Here is an 18081-nt window from a genome sequence, read left to right as displayed (position 1 = left end):
GATGAGTAATCAAGCTTTTGTCCGCACCGAGATGCTGCCGGAACAGCACCCGCCAGCCACAACGGTTGGCGTGATCGGCTGGCTGCGCGAGAACCTGTTTTCGGGATGGTTCAACTCGATCCTGACTGTGGTATCGCTGGCGTTCGTCTATTACGTGCTTTCGGGGATATTGCCCTGGATCTTCCAATCGGCCTGGAACGCGGATTCGCTGAATGAATGCCGCGAGATATTCATAGCAACCTGGGGAAGCACCGAGGGTCATGCCTGCTGGGGCGTGGTGAATGAACGCTGGCTGCAACTGCTGTACGGGTTCTATCCAAGCGACCTTTACTGGCGGGTCAACCTGACCCTTGTGGTGACATTGATTGCAATGGCCCCGGTCTTGTTTTCAGACCAGGCGCCGCGCCAGCTTTGGTATGTGACAGCGGTGTACCCATTTGTCATGCCCTGGCTGCTTTGGGGTGGGTCGATCTGGGGTCCGCTGATGGCAGCTGCCGGGTTTGGTATCGGCTATCTTGCCTATCGTGTTCTGGTGCCGGTGGCCGGGTCGCTTGTCGCTGTGATCGGGGCGGTCGTGCTGCCGATTCTGTGGTGGTTCGCGTTGGCAGGGACCGTTGCTGGTGCGATCCAGGGCATTATCCCGATTGGCATCGAAAGCGTGGAAAGCCGTCAGTTCGGCGGTTTCATGCTGGCGGTGCTGTTGGGGATTGTCGCGATCGGCTGCTCATTGCCAATAGGCATTGTGCTGGCGTTGGGGCGGCAATCGGATCTGTTGATTGTCAAAGCCCTGTGTGTCGGGTTCATCGAGTTCATCCGGGGTGTGCCGCTGATCACGCTGTTGTTCGTGGCGTCCCTTTTGCTGAACCTGTTCCTGCCGCCCGGCACCAATTTTGACATCATCCTGCGGGTGATGATCATGATGACCCTGTTTGCCGCAGCCTATATGGCCGAGGTGATCCGGGGTGGTCTTGCCGCCCTGCCCAAGGGCCAGTACGAGGGGGCCGATTCGCTGGGCCTCAACTATTGGCAGGCGCAACGGCTGATCATCATGCCCCAGGCGTTGAAAATCTCGATCCCGGGCATCGTAAGCACCTTTATCGGCATCTTCAAGGATACCACCCTTGTGTCGATCATCGGGCTGTTTGATGTGATCGGGCTGTCCAACGCGATCCGGGCCGACACCGCATGGAACGGCATCTATTGGGAACTGTTCGCGTTCATCGCATTCCTGTTCTTCATCGTGTGCTTCTCCATGTCCCGCTATTCCATGTACCTGGAGCGCAAGCTTCATACAGGTCACTAAGAAGGAGTTCTGCAAATGTCTGAACTTATGACCGACCGTCAAATCGACCGCTCCAAGATGCATGTCTCGGACGATGTTGCGGTTGAAATCTCTAACATGAACAAGTGGTTCGGCTCTTTTCACGTGCTGCGCGACATCAACCTGACCGTCAATGAAGGCGAAAGGATCGTGATTGCCGGGCCTTCGGGCTCGGGGAAATCGACCTTGATCCGCTGCATCAACCGGCTGGAAGAGCACCAGTCGGGCAAGATTGTGGTGGACGGAACCGAACTGACCAGCGATTTGAAGAATATCGACAAGATCCGGTCCGAGGTTGGCATGTGCTTTCAGCATTTCAACCTGTTCCCGCACCTGACCATTCTGGAAAACTGCACGCTGGCCCCGATCTGGGTGCGCAAGACGCCCCGCAAGGAGGCCGAGGAAACGGCGATGCATTTTCTGGAAAAGGTGAAGATCCCCGAGCAGGCCGACAAATATCCCGGTCAGCTTTCAGGGGGGCAGCAGCAGCGGGTCGCGATTGCGCGCAGCCTGTGCATGAGGCCCAAGATCATGCTGTTTGACGAGCCGACATCCGCGCTTGATCCCGAGATGATCAAGGAAGTTCTGGACACCATGATCGAGCTTGCCGAAGAGGGTATGACCATGCTGTGCGTGACCCACGAGATGGGCTTTGCCCGTCAGGTGGCGAACCGCGTGATCTTTATGGATGCCGGGCAGATCGTGGAACAGAATGAACCGGAAGAGTTCTTCAACAATCCCAAGAGCGAGCGGACCAAGCTGTTTCTCAGCCAGATCCTGGGCCATTGATCAGGGCGCAGGATGCCCTGCGCCTTTCACCTACGCAATTCGGGATGGGCGGGGATTACCCCGCCTTTTCCTATTCGAGCAACTCTCTGGGAATAACGAAACTTTTCACCTTTCCCGACCCGAATGCGACATCTTTCCAGCCGTCCGGACCGAATTTGAACAGGGTGGTGGCGCCTGTCGGATAATCGAGAAAACGCGGATGCGCGGGCAGGGCTGTTGCCAGCCGTTCCGCAAACTCGCCGATGCCGGGATTGTGGCCCAGCAGCATGACGCATTGACCAGAGGCCTGTCGCAGGGCGCGCAACATGGTGTCCGCGCCTGCAAGATACAGGGAGCGGTCGGCCTGTGGTGTGGTGCCCATTCCCATGAGGGCACAGGTTTCCAGCGTCCGTTGCGCCGTCGATGTCAAAATCTGGTCCGGGAGCAGGTTTTCCTTGCGCAGCCAGTCGCCAATGGCGCGGGCAGACGCCCGGCCGCGTTTGTTCAGGGGGCGGTCGTGATCGGAAAGTGCCGGCGTGTCCCAGCTTGATTTTGCGTGACGAACGAGGATGAGACTAAGCGCCATTGGTTAAGAAAGCCTGCATATGGAGGGCGGATTGCGCCGCCACCCTGCCATAGGTGGCCGAGACCGGGCAAGCGCGGCGGGCGGCACAGCCCTGTGACATGCAGGCGGCCCCCTGCGGTTGGGCGAGATACGCCTGGCATTTGTTGACGGCGTAGGTGCCGTTTTCAAAGGCGCTGACCGGACAGGCGGATTGACAGGGTTTTCGCGTGCAGGCGGAACAGGGATTGGGCGGGGCGGGCGGCAGGTCCAGCCGTTGTTGCAGGGCCAGAGCGCCGCGAAAGCTGACGAAAAGACCGGCATTGTCATGCACCAAAAGCGATATCGGCGAAGGATGGCAGCGCCCGGTGCGCAAGGCCCATTGATAGAACGGTCGATAGGGCGGGCCACCGAACGGGAAAAAGGGCTGGGCATTGAAGGCGACGGCCAGCCCCGTCAGCACACGGGCGGACCAGCGGTCCATCGGGTTGGGTGTGCCATCGCGATATTCGCGGGATTGGGTGAAACTGCCCCAAAAACCGGGTTCGCGCGGCCCCAAAAGGAGAACTGTGCCAAAACCCTCAAGCTGTTTCTCATCCGTTTCCGGGTGAAATCCCCCAAGGATATCAAGCGCCTGCGCCTGGGCCGCGCGGGAGACCAGCGCATAGCTCACTTGCGCCGGAACGGCAGGGCCAGGCTCCAGCCCAGCCGCGCGGGGCGTTCGTCCTGCCATTCAAGGCCGATGGTCATGCCCTCGTGCCCGTCTGCGGGCTGGGCCGTGTAGGTGCCAAACAGGCGATCCCAGATCGACAGGGCAAAGCCGTAATTGCTGTCATGTTCGTGCCGGTGGACCGAGTGGTGGACGCGGTGCATGTCGGGGGTGACAAGGACAAGGCGCAGCGCGCGGTCCAGGCCCAGGGGCAGCCTGATATTGGCGTGGTTGAACATGGCGGTCCCGTTCAGGATGATCTCGAACAGGATGATGGCAAGCGCGGAGGGCCCAAGCAAGTAGACAAGGCCAATTTTCAGCAGCATGGACAGGGCGATTTCAACCGGATGAAACCGGATCGCGGTGGTCACATCAATGTCGCGATCGGCATGATGCACGCGATGCAGGCGCCACAGAAGCGGGATCTTGTGGGTGACAAGGTGTTGAAGCCAAATGGCAAAATCGAAGATCAGAACCGCCAGCGCCAGTTCAAGAGCACCGGGAAGCGCGATCTGGTTGAACAGTCCCCATCCCTGTTGCGAAGCATCGACCGCCGCCCCGACGGCCAGCGCGGGCATGGCAAAAGCGAGCAGCCGCAACGTGGCTGTATCGAGAAGTGAAATGACCCAGTTGGTTAGCCAGCGCCGCTTGCGGGTTTGGCTGCGGGTGCGGCGCGGTGCCAGGGTTTCGATCAGGGCGAAGAGCACGAACAGGCCGCCAAAGACGGACAGACGGATCAGGGCTTCGTTTTCCATACCGGGCCTTTCGGATGCAACAGGTGCATCCTATATATTCCTTTTGCGGAATATTAAAAGCCCCGGCCGTCAGTCGGCGCGGATCAGCGAGCCGGCACCATGTTCGGTAAACAGTTCCAGGAGGCAGGCATTCGGGGCGCGCCCGTCCAGGATCACCACGGCGCGCACGCCGCCGTCGATCGCGGCCAGCGCGGTTTCGGTCTTGGGGATCATTCCTCCGGCTATCACGCCCTCTGTCGTAAGATCCCGGATTTGTTGGGATTTCAACTCTGTCATGACATCTCCGGCAGCGTTCTTGACACCGGCGACATCAGTCAGAAGAAGCAGGCGGTCGGCCTTGAGGGCGGCGGCGATGGCGCCGGCGGCGGTGTCGCCGTTGACATTGAAGGTTTCGCCATTGCGCCCGGCGCCCAGCGGGGCGATCACGGGGATGGTGTCATTGCCGAACAGGTCGTGCAGCAGGCCGGGGTTCATTTCAGCCGGGGTGCCGACAAAGCCAAGATCGGGGTTGGTCTGGTCACAGACCATCAGATTCGCGTCCTTGCCCGACAGGCCCACGGCCTTGCCGCCCTGACGATTGATCGCCTGCACGATGCGTTTGTTGACGAGACCGGAGAGGACCATTTCGACGACCTCGACGGTGGCGGTATCGGTGACGCGTTTGCCGTTGACGAATTCCGATTGAATATCAAGACGTTCCAGCATCGCGTTGATCATGGGCCCGCCGCCATGCACGATCACCGGATTTACTCCGACCTGGCGCATCAGCACCACGTCGCGGGCAAAATCGTCCATTGCTTCGTCGCTGCCCATGGCGTGTCCGCCGAGCTTGATGACGACAATGGCGCCGGTGTAGCGCTGCAAATAGGGTAGCGCCTGGGAGAGAGTGCGGGCAGTGGCGATCCAGTCGCGATTCATGACTTGCTTCTTCATTTCCGGCTGACCTCTTTGGACAGCGTTGTTAGCGTTTTGACGCAAGCCTGCCAAGGGTGCGTTGTCGTCGCGGTGGGCGAATTTAGGCGAATCGCGGTTAACGCGCTGGTTTTCATGGGAATCGGGGAGCGGCGCAACGTCGGTATTACGTCGGTATTGCGTTGGTGCGGGAGGGGCCGGGGACCGGTCTTAACACGGCGGGCGGGGGTGTTGCGACGCGGGGCGGGGGCGCTGCCCCCGTCGCCTGTGGGCGACTCCCCCGGAGTATTTTTGGCAAAATGAAGGATGGGGGAGCGTTCAGGGACGCGGTGTGTGGAGATTGTGCAGGGCGTGTTTCAGATCGGATTGCAGGGCGATGAAATCGCGTTTGGCGGTTTCACCGGCGCGGCCGATCAGCACATAGTCCCAGCCGGGTTTGCCGTGGATGGGCAGTACCAGGCGGGCGATTTCGCGCAGGCGCCGTTTGGCCCGGTTGCGGGCCACGGCGTTGCCGACTTTCTTGGAGCAGGTGAAGCCGACGCGGATAACATCGGCGGGCACGTCTTCGTCCGGCTTGCGGGGGCGGGCCTGAACCATCATCGCCTTGCTGCCCTGTTTGCGGGCGCGGGCGGCGGCGAGGAAATCGCGGCGCCGGGTGAGAACCTTGAGACAAACGGAAACCGCCGGGGGCGTGTCCCCTGCGCTGGCGATGCCAGTATCGGGGGCCTCCGGCGGTGTCATGTCCGTCAGATACGGTGTCGGGGCGCTTAAGCGCTTAGCGACTTGCGGCCACGGGCGCGGCGCGCGTTCAGGATCTTGCGGCCTGCCTTGGTGGCCATGCGCGCGCGGAAGCCGTGGCGGCGTTTGCGAACCAGGTTCGAGGGTTGGTAGGTGCGTTTCATCGCTCCGTCTCCGTACTATCGGGCGCCCGGCGCGGAATCGCGGGCCCATGTGCTATTTCGAAGCCCGGTCTATAGGCGGGTGCCGGGGATAAGTCAAACGGCAGATGGCGGTTTTGCGACAAAAAAGCAAGGGTGGCGGGGCGGGATTGTTTCAGTTGTCGGGCGGGGGGGCGAATTCTTCACGAAATCCGGCATTTGCGATCAAGGAGCCGTGAGTTGGCTGTTGTTCGAAGGCGGGCTGGCGCATGTTGGTTCGGGCTGGGCAACATGGATGAAAGATGACGGATGTGAACGATGCGGGTGGCACAGGCAAGTCGGGCTGGACCCGCGCATTGCCGCTGATGGCGATTCTGCTGGTGGGCTTGGTGGGGGCATTTACCCTGCGCGACGTGCTGAGTTTCGAGATGCTGAACACCCATCGCGAAAAGCTGATGGCCTACAGGGATGCGCATTACCTTGGCACGGTGGCGGCCTTTATGGCGATATATGTGGTGATTGTGGGGTTTTCGCTGCCCGGCGCCACGGTGGCGACGCTGACCGGGGGGTTTCTGTTTGGCACGTTTCCGGGCGTGGTGTTCAACGTCGGTGCGGCGACGATCGGGGCGGTGGTGATCTTTCTGGCGGCGCGCTGGGGGCTGGGGGAGCGGCTGGCGGCGCGGATGGATGCGTCGCAGGGGCGGGTCAAGGCGATCAAGCAGGGCATTGATGACAATCAGTGGTCGATGCTGTTCCTGATCCGGCTGGTGCCGCTGGTGCCGTTTTTCGTGGCCAACCTGGTACCCGCGCTGGTGGGGGTACGTTTGTGGCGGTTCGTGGTGACAACGGCACTGGGGATCATTCCGGGCGGGTTGGTCTATACGTCTGTCGGGGCCGGGCTGGGCGAGGTGTTCGCCCGTGGCGAAACGCCGGATCTGGGGGTGATCTTTGAACCGAAGGTGTTGTTGCCGATTCTGGCGCTGTGCGCGCTGGCGGCGCTGCCGATGCTGATCCGGGCGGTGCGCGGGCGGGAGGCGCTGTGATGCAGGAGATCAGGACCGACCTGTTGGTTATCGGCGCCGGTTCGGGCGGGTTATCGGTGGCGGCGGGGGCCGTGCAGATGGGCGCCGATGTGGTGTTGCTTGAAGGGCGCGAGATGGGCGGCGATTGCCTGAACTGGGGATGTGTGCCGTCAAAGGCGCTGATTGCCAGCGCCAGGGCGGCGCATGGCCAGGCGCAGAGCGCGGTGTTTGGCGTGGCGCCGGTGGACCCCCAGGTGGATTATGCGGCGGCCAAGGCGCATGTGGCCGGGGTGATCGCGCAGATTGCGCCGGTTGACAGCCAGGCACGGTTCGAGGGGCTGGGCGTGCGGGTGATCCGGGCGTATGGCCGGTTTGTCAGCCCGCGCGTGGTGGAGGCCGGGGAACACAGGATCACGGCGCGCCGGGTGGTGATCGCGACCGGGTCAAGCCCGCTGGTGCCGCCGATACCGGGGCTGGAGGATGTGCCCTATCTGACCAACGAGACCCTGTTCGCGCTGACGGACAAGCCCGACCATCTGCTGATCATCGGGGGCGGGCCAATCGGCATGGAGATGGCGCAGGCGCATATGCGGCTGGGTTGCAAGGTGACGGTGATCGAGGGAGAGCGGGCGCTGGGCAAGGATGACCCGGAGATGGCGGCGATTGTTCTGGATGCGGTGCGCGCGGAGGGCGTGGAGATTGCCGAAGGCGCGATGGCGGCGCAGGTCAGCCGGAAAGACGGGGTGATCACGGTCACGACCGCAGATGGGCGGGCCTTCAGCGGATCGCACCTGTTGATGGCGGTGGGGCGCAGGGCCAATACCGACATGCTGAACCTTGAGGCGGCCGGGATCAGGACCGCGCGCACCGGTATCCGGGTGGATGCGCGTCTGCGCACCACCAACCGGCGGGTTTACGCAATTGGCGATGTGGCCGGGGGGATGCAGTTTACCCATGTGGCGGGGTATCAGGCGGGGGTGATCCTCCGTTCGGTGCTTTTCGGGCTGCCGGCCAGGGCGCGCGAGGATCACATTCCCCATGCGACATATACCGATCCGGAGCTGGCACAGATCGGGCTGAGCGAGGCGCAGGCGCGCGGCATTCACGGCGACAGGCTGCGGGTGGCGCGGTTTGATTTTGCGCATAACGACCGGCTGATTGCCGAGCGCCGGGCGGCGGGCCTGATCAAGGTGATGGTGGTCAGAGGGCGGCCCGTGGGCGTTTCGATCGTGGGGCCGCAGGCGGGTGAACTGATCAACCTGTGGGCGCTGGTGATGGCCAATGGGCTGAAAATGTCGGCCGTTGCAGGCATGGTTTCGCCCTATCCGACGGTGGGTGAAATCAACAAGCGGGTTGCAGGGGCCTATTTCTCTCCCCAACTGTTTGATAATCCTAAAGTGAAACGGGTGGTCAGGCTGGTGCAGCGCTGGTGGCCCTGAACCGCAGACAGGCAACAGATGCTCAATTCACTTTCAGGCCGATTTCTGATCCTGACTGTCATCTTCGTGATGCTGGCCGAGGTGCTGATCTTTGTGCCGTCGGTGGCGCGGTATCGTGAGGATTATCTTCTGTCGCGGCTGGAGCGGGCGCAGATCGCCTCGTTGGCCTTGTTGGCGGATGACATGATCGACGCGGCGCTGGAAACCGAGCTGTTGCAGAATGCGGAGGTTTTCAACGTCGTTCTGTTGCGCGACGAGATGCGCCAACTGATGCTGAGTTCGCCGATACCCAGCCCGATTCACGCAACCTATGACATGCGCAATGCGGGCGCCATGCAGTTGATCCGCGATGCGATGATGCAGTTGTTCGACCGTCGGGACAGGGTTATCCGGGTGATCGGTGCACCGGTGCGCGAGGCAGGGCTGTTGATCGAAGTGACGATGAACACGGCCGGGCTGCGCGAGTCGATGCTGGATTATGGTATACGTATCCTGATCCTGTCGGCCGTGATCTCGGTCTTTACCGCGTTTTTGTTGTTCCTGGCGGTACGTGCGATTCTTGTGCGGCCGATCAAGGGCGTTGTGGGCTACATGAAATCCTACGCCGCGGCGCCCGAGGACGCGCGCCGGATCATACATCCGACGGCAGGGGTGCGGGAACTGCGCGAGGCCGAGGAGGCCTTGCAGAGCATGCAGACCGAGCTGACAGCGGCGCTTCGCCAGAAAGAGCGCCTGGCGCAGCTGGGCGGTGCCGTGGCCAAGGTGAGCCACGATCTGCGCAATATCCTGACTTCGGCGCAGCTGTTCACCGACCGGATCGAGGCCAGTGAGGATCCGCTTGTGCGCCGCCTGGCGCCCAAGCTGGTGAATTCGATCACGCGGGCGGTTCATCTGTGCGAGTCGACTCTGGCATTTGGCAAGGCGGAAGAGCCGGCCCCGCGCCTGACCCGGCTGCCCCTGGCCGATATCGTTTCGGATGTGATCGAAAGCGAACGACTGGCCGTGGGCGAATACGATCTGAGCTTTGCCGAAGATGTTCCCGTCGGGTTGATGGTGCGGGCCGACCCGGAACAGCTTTATCGCGTTCTGACCAATCTGGTGCGCAATGCGCGCCAGGCCATCGTGTCCAGCGGTGTGCCCGGAGAGATATCCGTGACCGGGCGCGAGAATGAAGCGGCCTGGTTTATCGAGGTGCGCGATACGGGGCCGGGCTTGCCGCCACGGGCGCAGGAGTATTTGTTCCGGCCTTTCCAGGGGGGCGCGCGCAAGGGGGGATCGGGCCTTGGTCTGGCCATTTCGGCAGAAGTGGTGCGGGGGCATGGTGGAACGCTGACATTGAAAAGTACCGGCCCTCAGGGTACGCGATTTGAAATCTGCCTGCCGAAGGGGGATGTGGTGGGGGGCTGACTTTTCTTGCTTTTTGCCCTTGCATACCCCCCGCGATCAGACTAAATCCCACTCCACCGCGCTCTGGTAGCTCAGCTGGATAGAGTACTTGACTACGAATCAAGGGGTCGGGGGTTCGAATCCTCCCCAGAGCGCCATTTTTTCCAGGGCAATTCGGGACATATCGGGACAAACGCCTGATTTCAGTGACTTTCCTGTAGGTCAGTCCGGGATGTTTCGGGGCATTTCAGGACGGCGAAATGTCGTATTCTGTCGTATTTTCATTCCCTTTCGGTTGAGGCTTCACCTCTGCGGTTGAAAATGACGGATGGTTCAGTACGACATCGGCAAAGAGCTGGGCCTCTTTTGGGTGGCCCGCACGAGCTGCGCTGTCCAACTGGTCCGGTCAGGACATGGCCGTACTTGCCGCCGTCTTCCGCGCGTAGATCTGACCACTCTCTGGCGCTCTCGGGTGGCACGTCGATGTTCCCTCCGATGTTGGAGCGGCCCGCCGCGGCTGTGGCCTCTGTTTCCAGCTGCCGCAGCTGACCGATCCGAACGTCCCGGATACGCACCGCGTCAGCATGTCTGCGGGTGTTCAATCCGAGCTTCAGGGTCTTGCCGAAGGGCTTGCACGTCCAGAGATTGGTCGTACCGACCAGCGCATCAGGCGTCTTGATACGCAGGGAGAAGCCCTTGCCGCGAGGCTGTTCGAGGTTGCTCATGTCAACGCCTCTTCGCCAGTCCGTCCTTCCTGATGGTTGGTGTGGCACACCACGTACCTTATATGCCCCTGTGCAACATGCAATTCCCACCTTACAAGTCAATGACTTATGCTAGGTGGCGGTGCTGCCAGACCAATTCGAACCAGTCTCACCAAGGGCAGGAAAACTGCCCCTTATTCGGCGCAGAGGCCGCGCCACTCTGCGAGAGCAGCGGCGCGGTTCAGCTTGAAATCTGGTCTGGAGGATAGGCTGCGCTCCGAGTTGAACAGGTTTAGGACCGAGGCGTGGACGGCGGCGAATTTCTGCAAACTTCGCATTTGCCGAAAGCGCAACATCGTCCACTCCCGTCGTCGGAACGGCAGATGCGAATTCTCAGCGCGGTTGTTCAGCCAGCGCCCCGTTTCCTGGCGATGGCCCGCACCAATCTCTTTCAGAGCAGCGCCATACGACCTGAGCCGGTCAGTAACGATTGCCTCCGGCTGACCGTGCTTGCGCATTGCTTTCCTTAGAAATTTCAGCGCGACCTTCTTGTCACGTTTCTTCGTGACATAGCTCTCTAGAACCTCACCCTCGTGATCAACGACCCGCCAAAGGTAATGACGCTCGCCCTTGATCTTCACAAACATCTCGTCCAGATGCCAGCGCCAGCGGTTTGACTTCATCCCCTCGACACGTCGTTTTCTGATCTCGTTGGCGAACATCGGCCCGAACCTGTGCCACCAAAATCGGACGGCTTCGTGGCTCACGTCGATGCCGCGCTCGTGGAGCAAGTCTTCCACGTTCCTGAGCGACAGTGGAAACCGGACATGCATCATCACCGCCAGGCGGATGATCTCGGGCGAAGTGCGAAAGTAGCGGAACGGCGGTTTCTTTGTCATGAGGCGACGCTACGAAACCAATCTAACCCCCTCAAGCGCCGTCCCTCTGACAAGACCAAGTGCCAAAGAAGCCGGTTCTCTCGGAATGTGTCCACCGTACGCATCCACGGGTTTCAGTCGCAAAGGGGTGAAGGACGATCTGACCGCCCTTGACCGCTCTACCCTTTCGCGTCTGGTTTCTTCCGATCATTCCCTTATTCAGCGACTTTGCTGAAACACTGCGTGATCGGCAGATGATCGGTCAAAGTCGCCGGCTGCAGTCCCGTGCCGTATCCGGCAAGGTTGACAGAGCCAAATGAGAACGCCCCCGTGTCGATATGCAGCAATAGCCGGTTTCCGCCGTTTCGATAGAGGTCGCCATGGGAGTTCAACAACGCCTCACGCCACGCCGATGGGGCGCCCGAAAGACCGTCGCCATATTGGTGCCCGTTCCGCTCTATATGCGTACAGCCGATCATTCCCGCCAGCGCCAGATCCTGCTGGAGTGCCAACCCGGCCTGCGTCGAAAGGTCCTCGGCGGACATGAAATACCCGGCATCCTTTTCGACGCTGTTCCAGAACTCGACTCTCGCCCGATTGAGCAATGACCGGTAGACACCCTTGCAGGACTTGCTCGAGATGCCCCGATAGCCCAGTTCACGGGCTGCGGGAAAGGCGTCGATGTCTGAATCAGACTCGTCTATTTCGCAGGCCATTGACCGGCCCAGTTTTCCCAGCGGCACAGAAAGGGCCGATTTTCGGGCGATGGGTTGCTCGACGATCTGCACCGACGACATAATCCGCGATAGCCGCCCGTCGGAACTTGCGATCTTCCAGAAGGCGTCGAATTCTTCCGGCCCGTCAAACTGCTCATTCCCGTCAAGCGTGCAGAAATAGTCCGACGACCGGCGCTCCAGCACGGATGCGATCCGGGCCAGCCGGTCAATGTCGGCCGGAATATCGCCGCTGAGCTTGATCTTGAAGGCTCCCAGGCCGTAGAATACGCAATTTTCTTCCAGGCTGCTGGGCAAACGGTCGTCTGGTGCGTCAGATGGCAAGTCGCTTTTTTCGATGGCGTCAGTCAGGCCAATTGTGTGGCGCAGGACCATGTTTTCCCTGGGGTGCAACGAGCGCAGGAAACCCGGCATGTCGAACCCGGCAAGATCGGGTGCCGTGGCGGTGTCAATTCCGGGCAGGTTGCCGTTGATGGCCCTTGCAAAAGGCACATCCCATGCCCGGCAACAGGCATCCAGAATGGCGCGATCGATCTGGGCAAGACCAAAGCCTGCAACCAGCCCCGGAAGCCCCCGCCGCGCACATGCCCGATGATGGTCAGCCTCAATCGCCGCGTGGTAGGCAAAGGCCGAAGCGTGGCCGCCATGATCCAGACAATGCTGTGCCGCGATGGCAACCGAAAGGCGCAGTTGGTCGTGGTTGTCGGCATCGGAGAGTTCGGGCGACTTGTCGAACCACTTTGGCGCCATCAGGTCGGCGGCGTAGCCAAAAAACGACTTGCCGTCACGCGTCGTGATGCGCACGCGCACGTAGGATTCCGGCGCTTCAGACAGGGTCACCACCCCATAGCGGAAGGGCATTCGAAATGTCACCGGCCGTTCATACTGAACAATCTCGTCAACGGCGAACTGGAATTCAGACATGTTACTACCCATAAAAGACCCCCCGACCTTTCGACCGGGGGATAATCCGGTCTTTTATCCGGCTTACTTCGGATAGTGGACCGATGTGTCGATATAGGCGTTGGTAAAGACCGAAGACGTGTCGAGATCGTCCAGCCCGTATGCCTCCTGAACCACCTTATAGTCCGCTGAAAGGCGACCGCCGTCCCATTCGCCGATGGCAAGGGTGTTGCCAACTCCGGGCATCACGCGGGCGGCATATTCGAACTGGCGCTCGGCATCGGACAGTTTGAGGCTGACGGCCTCTGACAATGCTGCCGCGCAGGGTGCCGGTGTCTCAAGGCAGAATGCAAAAGCCTTCTGGGTGACCTTGACCATTGCCTCGATCGCTTCGGCCTTGGCCGCGAGCGCGTCATCGCTGGCCCAGTAGGCAAGGCCGTAATTGTTCATGCCTTCGTCACGCAGCAGGGCGTAACCCAGATCATCGCCGAAAATGTCTTCATAGATGAAATGCACCGAGTAGAAATGCGTCGTCGCGTCGATTGAGCCGGACTGAAGCGCCGCGACCTTGGCCGTGGGTTGCAGGTTGACCCATTCGACATCATCCGGCTGAAGACCGATGGCCTGCGAGATCGGCACCCACATCTGGCGGGCGGCATCAAAGGCCGGGGCGCCGATCTTCTTTCCTTTCAGGTCCTGGACACCGTTGATGCCCGAGCTCTTCTTCCAATAAATCCCGGCGGCATTGTCGTTATAGGCGACAAAGATGCCTTTCATCTTGCTCCCCTTGCCTAGGAATTGCAGGGCTGTCGGCGTGTCGATGATCGCCAGTTCGGCCTGCCCGACGTCCAGCGCCTTGGCGGCAGCGCCCGACCCCGAACCCTGACGGACCTCCAGATCAACACCGGCGTCTGCATACCAGCCCTGTTGCAGCGCATAGTAGATTGGCGCGTGGTCACCGCCTGCCTTCCAGTTCAGTTGCAGGCTCAGGTCCTCGGCCTGAGCGGCAGCGCCTGTGACGCCCGCTAATGCGGTTGCGACAAGCAGTTTTGTAGAATTCCTCATGGTTTCCTCCCTTAGAGACTGCGTTGAGTGTTGCTCAGTCCATTCCGAGCAGATGGTAGATTTCTTTGGTGTACGCCCCGAATTTCTCGGTCGTTTTGACGTCCAGCGTTCTGGGTTCCGGCAGATCGATGTCAAAATGTGCAGCCATCCGGGCCGGGCCGGAGGTCATCACCGCGACCTGGCTGCCCAGAAACACCGCCTCCTGAATGCCGTGGGTGACAAACAGGATCGTCTTGCGGCTTTCCTTCCAGATCCGCAAAAGCTCGAGGTTCATTCGCTCGCGGGTCAGTGCGTCCAGTGCGCCGAAGGGCTCGTCCATCAGGATCAGGCGCGGATCATGCACCAATGCGCGTGCAATCGACGCCCTCTGCTGCATTCCCCCAGAAAGCTGTTGGGGGAAGGCATCGGCAAACTTGCCCAAGCCCACCATTTCGATCAAATCACGAGCCCGTTCGCGGCTTTCCTTGATCGGCAGACCGAGGATTTCAGCCGGTAGCAGCACGTTGTCAGAAATGGTGCGCCACTTGAGCAGAAGCGCCTTTTGAAACACCATGCCGATGTCCTTGCCCGGCGTGAACGGTGACATCTCGTTGCCGATCTGAACCTTGCCTTCCGTGGCGGGATGCAGTTCCGACAGGATCGACAGGATCGTGGACTTGCCACATCCCGACGGCCCGACAATCGACACCAGTTCGCCTTCCCGCACATCCAGCGTTACATCCTGAACGGCCAGAAACTCCTTGTCGCCTACCTTGAAGATCTTTTTGACGCCTTCGAGTTTGACGAAAGGCTCTTGGTCCATCTTGCTCATGTCTTGATCCCCTTGCGCGTGATGAAGATGTATTCGAGTGCAATCACGAAGCCGTAGAGCGCCATGCCGATTGCGGTGATCAACAGGAGCGCCATCATCATGGCCGAGGTGTTCAGTGCGTTCTGCTGGATCAACAGGAAGTTGCCCAAGCCCTTCTCAGAGGCGATGAACTCACCCACGACCGCGCCTGCCACCGCAAGGATCGCCGCCACCTTCATGCCCGAAAACAGGTAGGGCAGAGAGCCGGGCAACTGGATCTTGATGAAAATCTGCCAGCGGTTTGCCTTGAGCGCCTTGACAAGGTTGATCAGGTCCGGTTCGACCTCGACCAACCCGCGATAGGTGGTCAGCACGATCGGAAAGAAACAGATCGTGAAAGCGATGATCATGTTGGGCACGATGCCGTAGCTGAACCAGATGATGAACAACGGGGCCATCGCCACCTTGGGCACCATGTTCAGCGTCACCAGAAGCGGCATCAACGACGCATTCAGTCCCGGAACCCAGACAAACAACACGGCCAGCGCGACACCAACAACGATGGCCATGGTGTAGCCGCCGAATATCTCCAACGTGGTTACCCAAGTGTGGGTCCACCAGTTGTAGGAGCTGTCAGTGATTTCAGCGATCGTTTCGAGCGGCGATGGCAGGATGTAGCTTGGCACATCCGCCACGATAACCATCAGCTGCCAGAACAGGATAAACCCGACATGGGCGGCAACGGCGTACAGGTAACCTCGTCCGGTCATGACGTTCTCCTTGACGTTTGAGTGCGTGGGGTCAGGCGATCAAAACTCACCTGAACGCACCTCGAACTTGGATGGCTTGCCATGCACGGGCTTGCCGGTCTTTACCCAGTCTGCGACCCAGCGGATCATCGGATCCATCGGCACCACCGGATTGCCCATCAGCCCATTGGCCTTATCGCAGTTCACCAGCAGGCAGTTGTCCTGCTCCACGCCGGTGAACACCGGTTCCTTGCCCAGCGCCTCGCCGAAACGGCGGGCGAGATAGCGCACGGATACGGTTTCCGGACCGCCGACGTTGATCGGGCTGGCGGGTACGGTGGTGTTGGCCAACATTCGCAAGAACTGCGCGTTCGCATCACCCTGCCACATGGTGTTGACATGGCCAGTGTCGAGCGGGACCGGTTTGCCCTCGTTCACCCAACTGGCAATTTCCTGCATGACCCCGTAACGCGGATCGATGGCATAGACGAACCGCATGGTGCGACCGGGTGTTCCGTACTTCTTTGAGAAATGCTCGAACGTGCGTTCGCGACCCACCACCGAATTGGCGTATTCGCCGGGTCGCGCCATCGGCAGGTCGGCTTCGGTCACGCCGCCATGCAGCGGGTTGGACCATGGATAGACATGGATTGTTGAGAAGGTGACCAACCGGCTGTCCTTGAAGGCTTCGGCGGTGATCTGGGGGGCGATCGTATTCATCGCCCACAGGAAATCTTCGCGCCCGCGATAGTCGAATTTGAGCCCGGCCATGTAGATGACGTTCTTGACCTTGGGCAGCGCGTTCACCGCGTCACGATCCAGAAGGTCACAAACAATCGTTTCGATCCCCCAGTCGTTCAGCCTCTCCTGCACGCCTTCCTCGGAAAAGCGGGACACACCGATCACACGCTTGTCAGGGCAGGCTTTCTTGGCCATGCGCGCCATTGTCACGCCGATCTTGCCGCCGACGCCAAGGATCATGATGTCTCCGTCCAGCCTGTTCAGATCGTCAATGACCCCTTGCGTTGGGATCGACATGAAGTCCTCAAGGTGCTCAACGTCGCGGAACACATCCGGAAACAGGTCGGGATGCAGAGTTTGAATTGCTTCGTTCATTTGTTTGGATTCCTCCCAGAATTCTTTGTCAGGCAACCAGTGGGTGCGCGTCTTGATCGCCACTCAGCCACCGCTCAAGATTGATTTTCACGAACACGTCGTCATTCATCTCGGGGTACATTGCGCAGACACGATCGATTTGCTGCATTTGTCCTGGGCTGAGAGTTTCTGCCGGGTCAAGGCAGAGCGTGTTTCGCGCCAGCCCTTGACGGCGCAGCACCTCAAGGCAACCGGGAATGCAACCTCTCAGGTCGTTGAGAGCGTCATAGATGGCAAGGTTGCAATCGGTGACAGCACTGTCGAGCGCCAGTAAATCTTCAGGAATGTCGGCGCCGTCGGGAATGGCGTGAATGCGTTGGAGCATCTTGACAGATTTCCAAACCCAAACACTCCAGTGACCCAGCAAGCCTCCGCGAATACGGGCGCGCTTTTCGCTTTTTCCATCCAGCGACCGCACGACAAAGGGTTGGATCAGATCGAGTATAATGTGGTCATCATTCCCAGTGTAAAGCGTGACACGATCCTCGGCACCGGCGTCAAAGACTGCGCGCACAATCTCGATGGTGCGATATCTATCGAACGGCGCCATCTTGATGGCGATCACGTTTTCGATCCGGACAAAGTTTTTCCAGAAGTCATAGGACAGATGGAACCCGCCCACTTCGGGCAACAGGGCGAACCCGATGAGGGGCATTACCGCAGCCACAGCACGGCAATGTTCGAGAATTTCGGCCTCGTTAGTGCCCTTCATTCGGGCGAGGTTCAAAAGGGCCGCGTGATAGCCACAGCCACGGGCAATCTGCGCTTCCTTGATGGCCTGATCGGTCTTGCCCGTCACACCGGCCACCAACACTTTGGGCTCGTCGGTCCAATCCCGTGCGGTTTCCGAGGCCAGGCGCAGAACCGGCTCGTAGAGACCCACCTCGCGGATCGCAAACTGCGTCGTGTGAACGCCGACGGCCACTCCTCCTGCGCCAGCATCCATGTAGTACCGGGTTACGGCGCTTTGACGTTCCACGTCCAACTGGCGGTTTTCGTCCAACAGCAACGGGTGCGCCGGCAGAGCCGTGCCTTTTCGCAAAAGGGTCAGCGTTTCGGTGGGTAGGTCTGCAACATTCATGCGCTTGCACGCTCCTCGGTCTGGTCCGGTTTGACAAAATGCGCCGCGTCCATGCATGGAAGCGGGTCGGCAATTCTGACCGGAGCAAAGTCCATAAGGTCAAGAATCTGGGTTTGCAGGTCGATGCCGGGCGCAATTTCGACCAGTTCCAATCCGTCTGCGGCGCAGTTGAAAACGGCTCGCTCTGTCACGATGAAGTGGTCCCGGTTTTTCGGACAGCTCAGCGGCTGATCTAAGGTGTATCCGGGTTGGTTTTCATGCCGCCAATTT

The 18081-nt window shown here is 60.2% G+C and carries 19 protein-coding genes, 1 tRNA gene and 1 pseudogene; 6 read left to right on the top strand and 15 right to left on the bottom strand.

Annotation, left to right across the window (positions count from 1 at the left end; genetic code table 11):
• Position 1: 1 nt before the first annotated feature.
• Together I3253_RS05355 and I3253_RS05350 are read left to right on the top strand one after the other, a co-directional pair.
• Positions 2-1303, top strand: coding sequence for an amino acid ABC transporter permease (locus I3253_RS05355; RefSeq protein ID WP_197916621.1), 1302 nt, complete (start codon positions 2-4; stop codon positions 1301-1303).
• 15 nt (positions 1304-1318) lie between these two features.
• Complete coding sequence (locus tag I3253_RS05350) at positions 1319-2110, top strand: amino acid ABC transporter ATP-binding protein (protein ID WP_269648061.1); 792 nt, start codon at positions 1319-1321, stop codon at positions 2108-2110.
• 70 nt (positions 2111-2180) lie between these two features.
• On the opposite strand, the gene I3253_RS05345 is transcribed toward I3253_RS05350, so the two are convergent.
• From I3253_RS05345 to rpmH, 6 genes are all read right to left on the bottom strand, one after another.
• Positions 2181-2675, bottom strand: coding sequence for a SixA phosphatase family protein (locus I3253_RS05345; RefSeq protein WP_197916620.1), 495 nt, complete (start codon positions 2673-2675; stop codon positions 2181-2183).
• Positions 2665-3384 carry a ferredoxin gene (locus I3253_RS05340; protein ID WP_232272118.1) on the bottom strand — a complete coding sequence of 240 codons (720 nt, stop codon included), beginning with the start codon at positions 3382-3384 and terminating at the stop codon, positions 2665-2667. The genes I3253_RS05345 and I3253_RS05340 overlap by 11 nt, the downstream gene beginning before the upstream one ends.
• Entirely contained in the window at positions 3321-4115 is a 795-nt protein-coding gene (locus I3253_RS05335) for a sterol desaturase family protein (RefSeq protein ID WP_197916618.1), read from the bottom strand. The genes I3253_RS05340 and I3253_RS05335 overlap by 64 nt, the downstream gene beginning before the upstream one ends.
• Positions 4116-4184: 69 nt before the next feature.
• Entirely contained in the window at positions 4185-5048 is an 864-nt protein-coding gene (argB, locus tag I3253_RS05330; protein ID WP_197916617.1) for an acetylglutamate kinase, read from the bottom strand.
• A 297-nt stretch (positions 5049-5345) separates the two neighbouring features.
• Positions 5346-5768 carry a ribonuclease P protein component gene (gene rnpA, locus I3253_RS05325; RefSeq protein WP_197916616.1) on the bottom strand — a complete coding sequence of 141 codons (423 nt, stop codon included), beginning with the start codon at positions 5766-5768 and terminating at the stop codon, positions 5346-5348.
• A 26-nt stretch (positions 5769-5794) separates the two neighbouring features.
• Positions 5795-5929 carry a 50S ribosomal protein L34 gene (gene rpmH, locus I3253_RS05320; RefSeq protein ID WP_005980833.1) on the bottom strand — a complete coding sequence of 45 codons (135 nt, stop codon included), beginning with the start codon at positions 5927-5929 and terminating at the stop codon, positions 5795-5797.
• A 278-nt stretch (positions 5930-6207) separates the two neighbouring features.
• Between rpmH and I3253_RS05315 the strand changes: the two genes are divergently transcribed.
• The 4 genes from I3253_RS05315 (at position 6208) to I3253_RS05300 (ending at position 9910) form a co-directional block, all read left to right on the top strand.
• Positions 6208-6948, top strand: coding sequence for a TVP38/TMEM64 family protein (locus I3253_RS05315; RefSeq protein ID WP_197916615.1), 741 nt, complete (start codon positions 6208-6210; stop codon positions 6946-6948).
• Positions 6948-8366 carry a dihydrolipoyl dehydrogenase family protein gene (locus I3253_RS05310; RefSeq protein WP_197916614.1) on the top strand — a complete coding sequence of 473 codons (1419 nt, stop codon included), beginning with the start codon at positions 6948-6950 and terminating at the stop codon, positions 8364-8366. Before I3253_RS05315 ends, I3253_RS05310 begins: the two co-directional genes overlap by 1 nt.
• A gap of 18 nt (positions 8367-8384) precedes the next feature.
• Positions 8385-9773, top strand: a complete 1389-nt coding sequence (locus I3253_RS05305) for a sensor histidine kinase (RefSeq protein WP_197916613.1) — start codon at positions 8385-8387, stop codon at positions 9771-9773.
• 60 nt (positions 9774-9833) lie between these two features.
• Positions 9834-9910 (top strand) — tRNA-Arg (locus I3253_RS05300).
• 123 nt (positions 9911-10033) lie between these two features.
• Here I3253_RS05300 and I3253_RS05295 read toward each other — a convergent pair.
• The 9 genes and pseudogenes from I3253_RS05295 to I3253_RS05255 form a co-directional block, all read right to left on the bottom strand.
• Positions 10034-10477 (bottom strand): hypothetical protein, encoded by a 444-nt coding sequence (locus tag I3253_RS05295; protein WP_197916612.1) that lies wholly within the window; start codon positions 10475-10477, stop codon positions 10034-10036.
• A 173-nt stretch (positions 10478-10650) separates the two neighbouring features.
• Entirely contained in the window at positions 10651-11355 is a 705-nt protein-coding gene (locus I3253_RS05290) for an IS6 family transposase (protein WP_197916611.1), read from the bottom strand.
• A gap of 194 nt (positions 11356-11549) precedes the next feature.
• The gene (locus I3253_RS05285) at positions 11550-12992 is read right to left on the bottom strand and encodes an enolase-like domain-containing protein (protein WP_197916610.1); all 1443 of its coding nucleotides are present in this window, start codon (positions 12990-12992) and stop codon (positions 11550-11552) included.
• Between the two features lie 63 nt (positions 12993-13055).
• Positions 13056-14036, bottom strand: a complete 981-nt coding sequence (locus I3253_RS05280) for an ABC transporter substrate-binding protein (protein ID WP_197916609.1) — start codon at positions 14034-14036, stop codon at positions 13056-13058.
• A gap of 34 nt (positions 14037-14070) precedes the next feature.
• Positions 14071-14847 carry an ABC transporter ATP-binding protein gene (locus I3253_RS05275; protein WP_197916608.1) on the bottom strand — a complete coding sequence of 259 codons (777 nt, stop codon included), beginning with the start codon at positions 14845-14847 and terminating at the stop codon, positions 14071-14073.
• Positions 14844-15596, bottom strand: a complete 753-nt coding sequence (locus I3253_RS05270; RefSeq protein WP_197916607.1) for an ABC transporter permease — start codon at positions 15594-15596, stop codon at positions 14844-14846. Before I3253_RS05270 ends, I3253_RS05275 begins: the two co-directional genes overlap by 4 nt.
• A 39-nt stretch (positions 15597-15635) precedes the next feature.
• The gene (locus I3253_RS05265) at positions 15636-16691 is read right to left on the bottom strand and encodes an NAD-dependent epimerase/dehydratase family protein (RefSeq protein ID WP_197916606.1); all 1056 of its coding nucleotides are present in this window, start codon (positions 16689-16691) and stop codon (positions 15636-15638) included.
• Between the two features lie 28 nt (positions 16692-16719).
• Positions 16720-17811, bottom strand: coding sequence for a dihydrodipicolinate synthase family protein (locus tag I3253_RS05260; RefSeq protein ID WP_197916605.1), 1092 nt, complete (start codon positions 17809-17811; stop codon positions 16720-16722).
• A pseudogene (locus tag I3253_RS05255) lies at positions 17808-18081 on the bottom strand (hypothetical protein); the annotation flags it as partial. The gene I3253_RS05260 and the pseudogene I3253_RS05255, both read right to left, overlap by 4 nt.

The sequence above is a fragment of the Thiosulfatihalobacter marinus genome (genome assembly GCF_016019955.1).
GTDB classification, from domain to species: Bacteria; Pseudomonadota; Alphaproteobacteria; order Rhodobacterales; family Rhodobacteraceae; genus Shimia; species Shimia marinus_A.
Note: the sequence above shows the minus strand (reverse complement) of the source record. Positions and strands in the feature narration are given on the sequence as shown.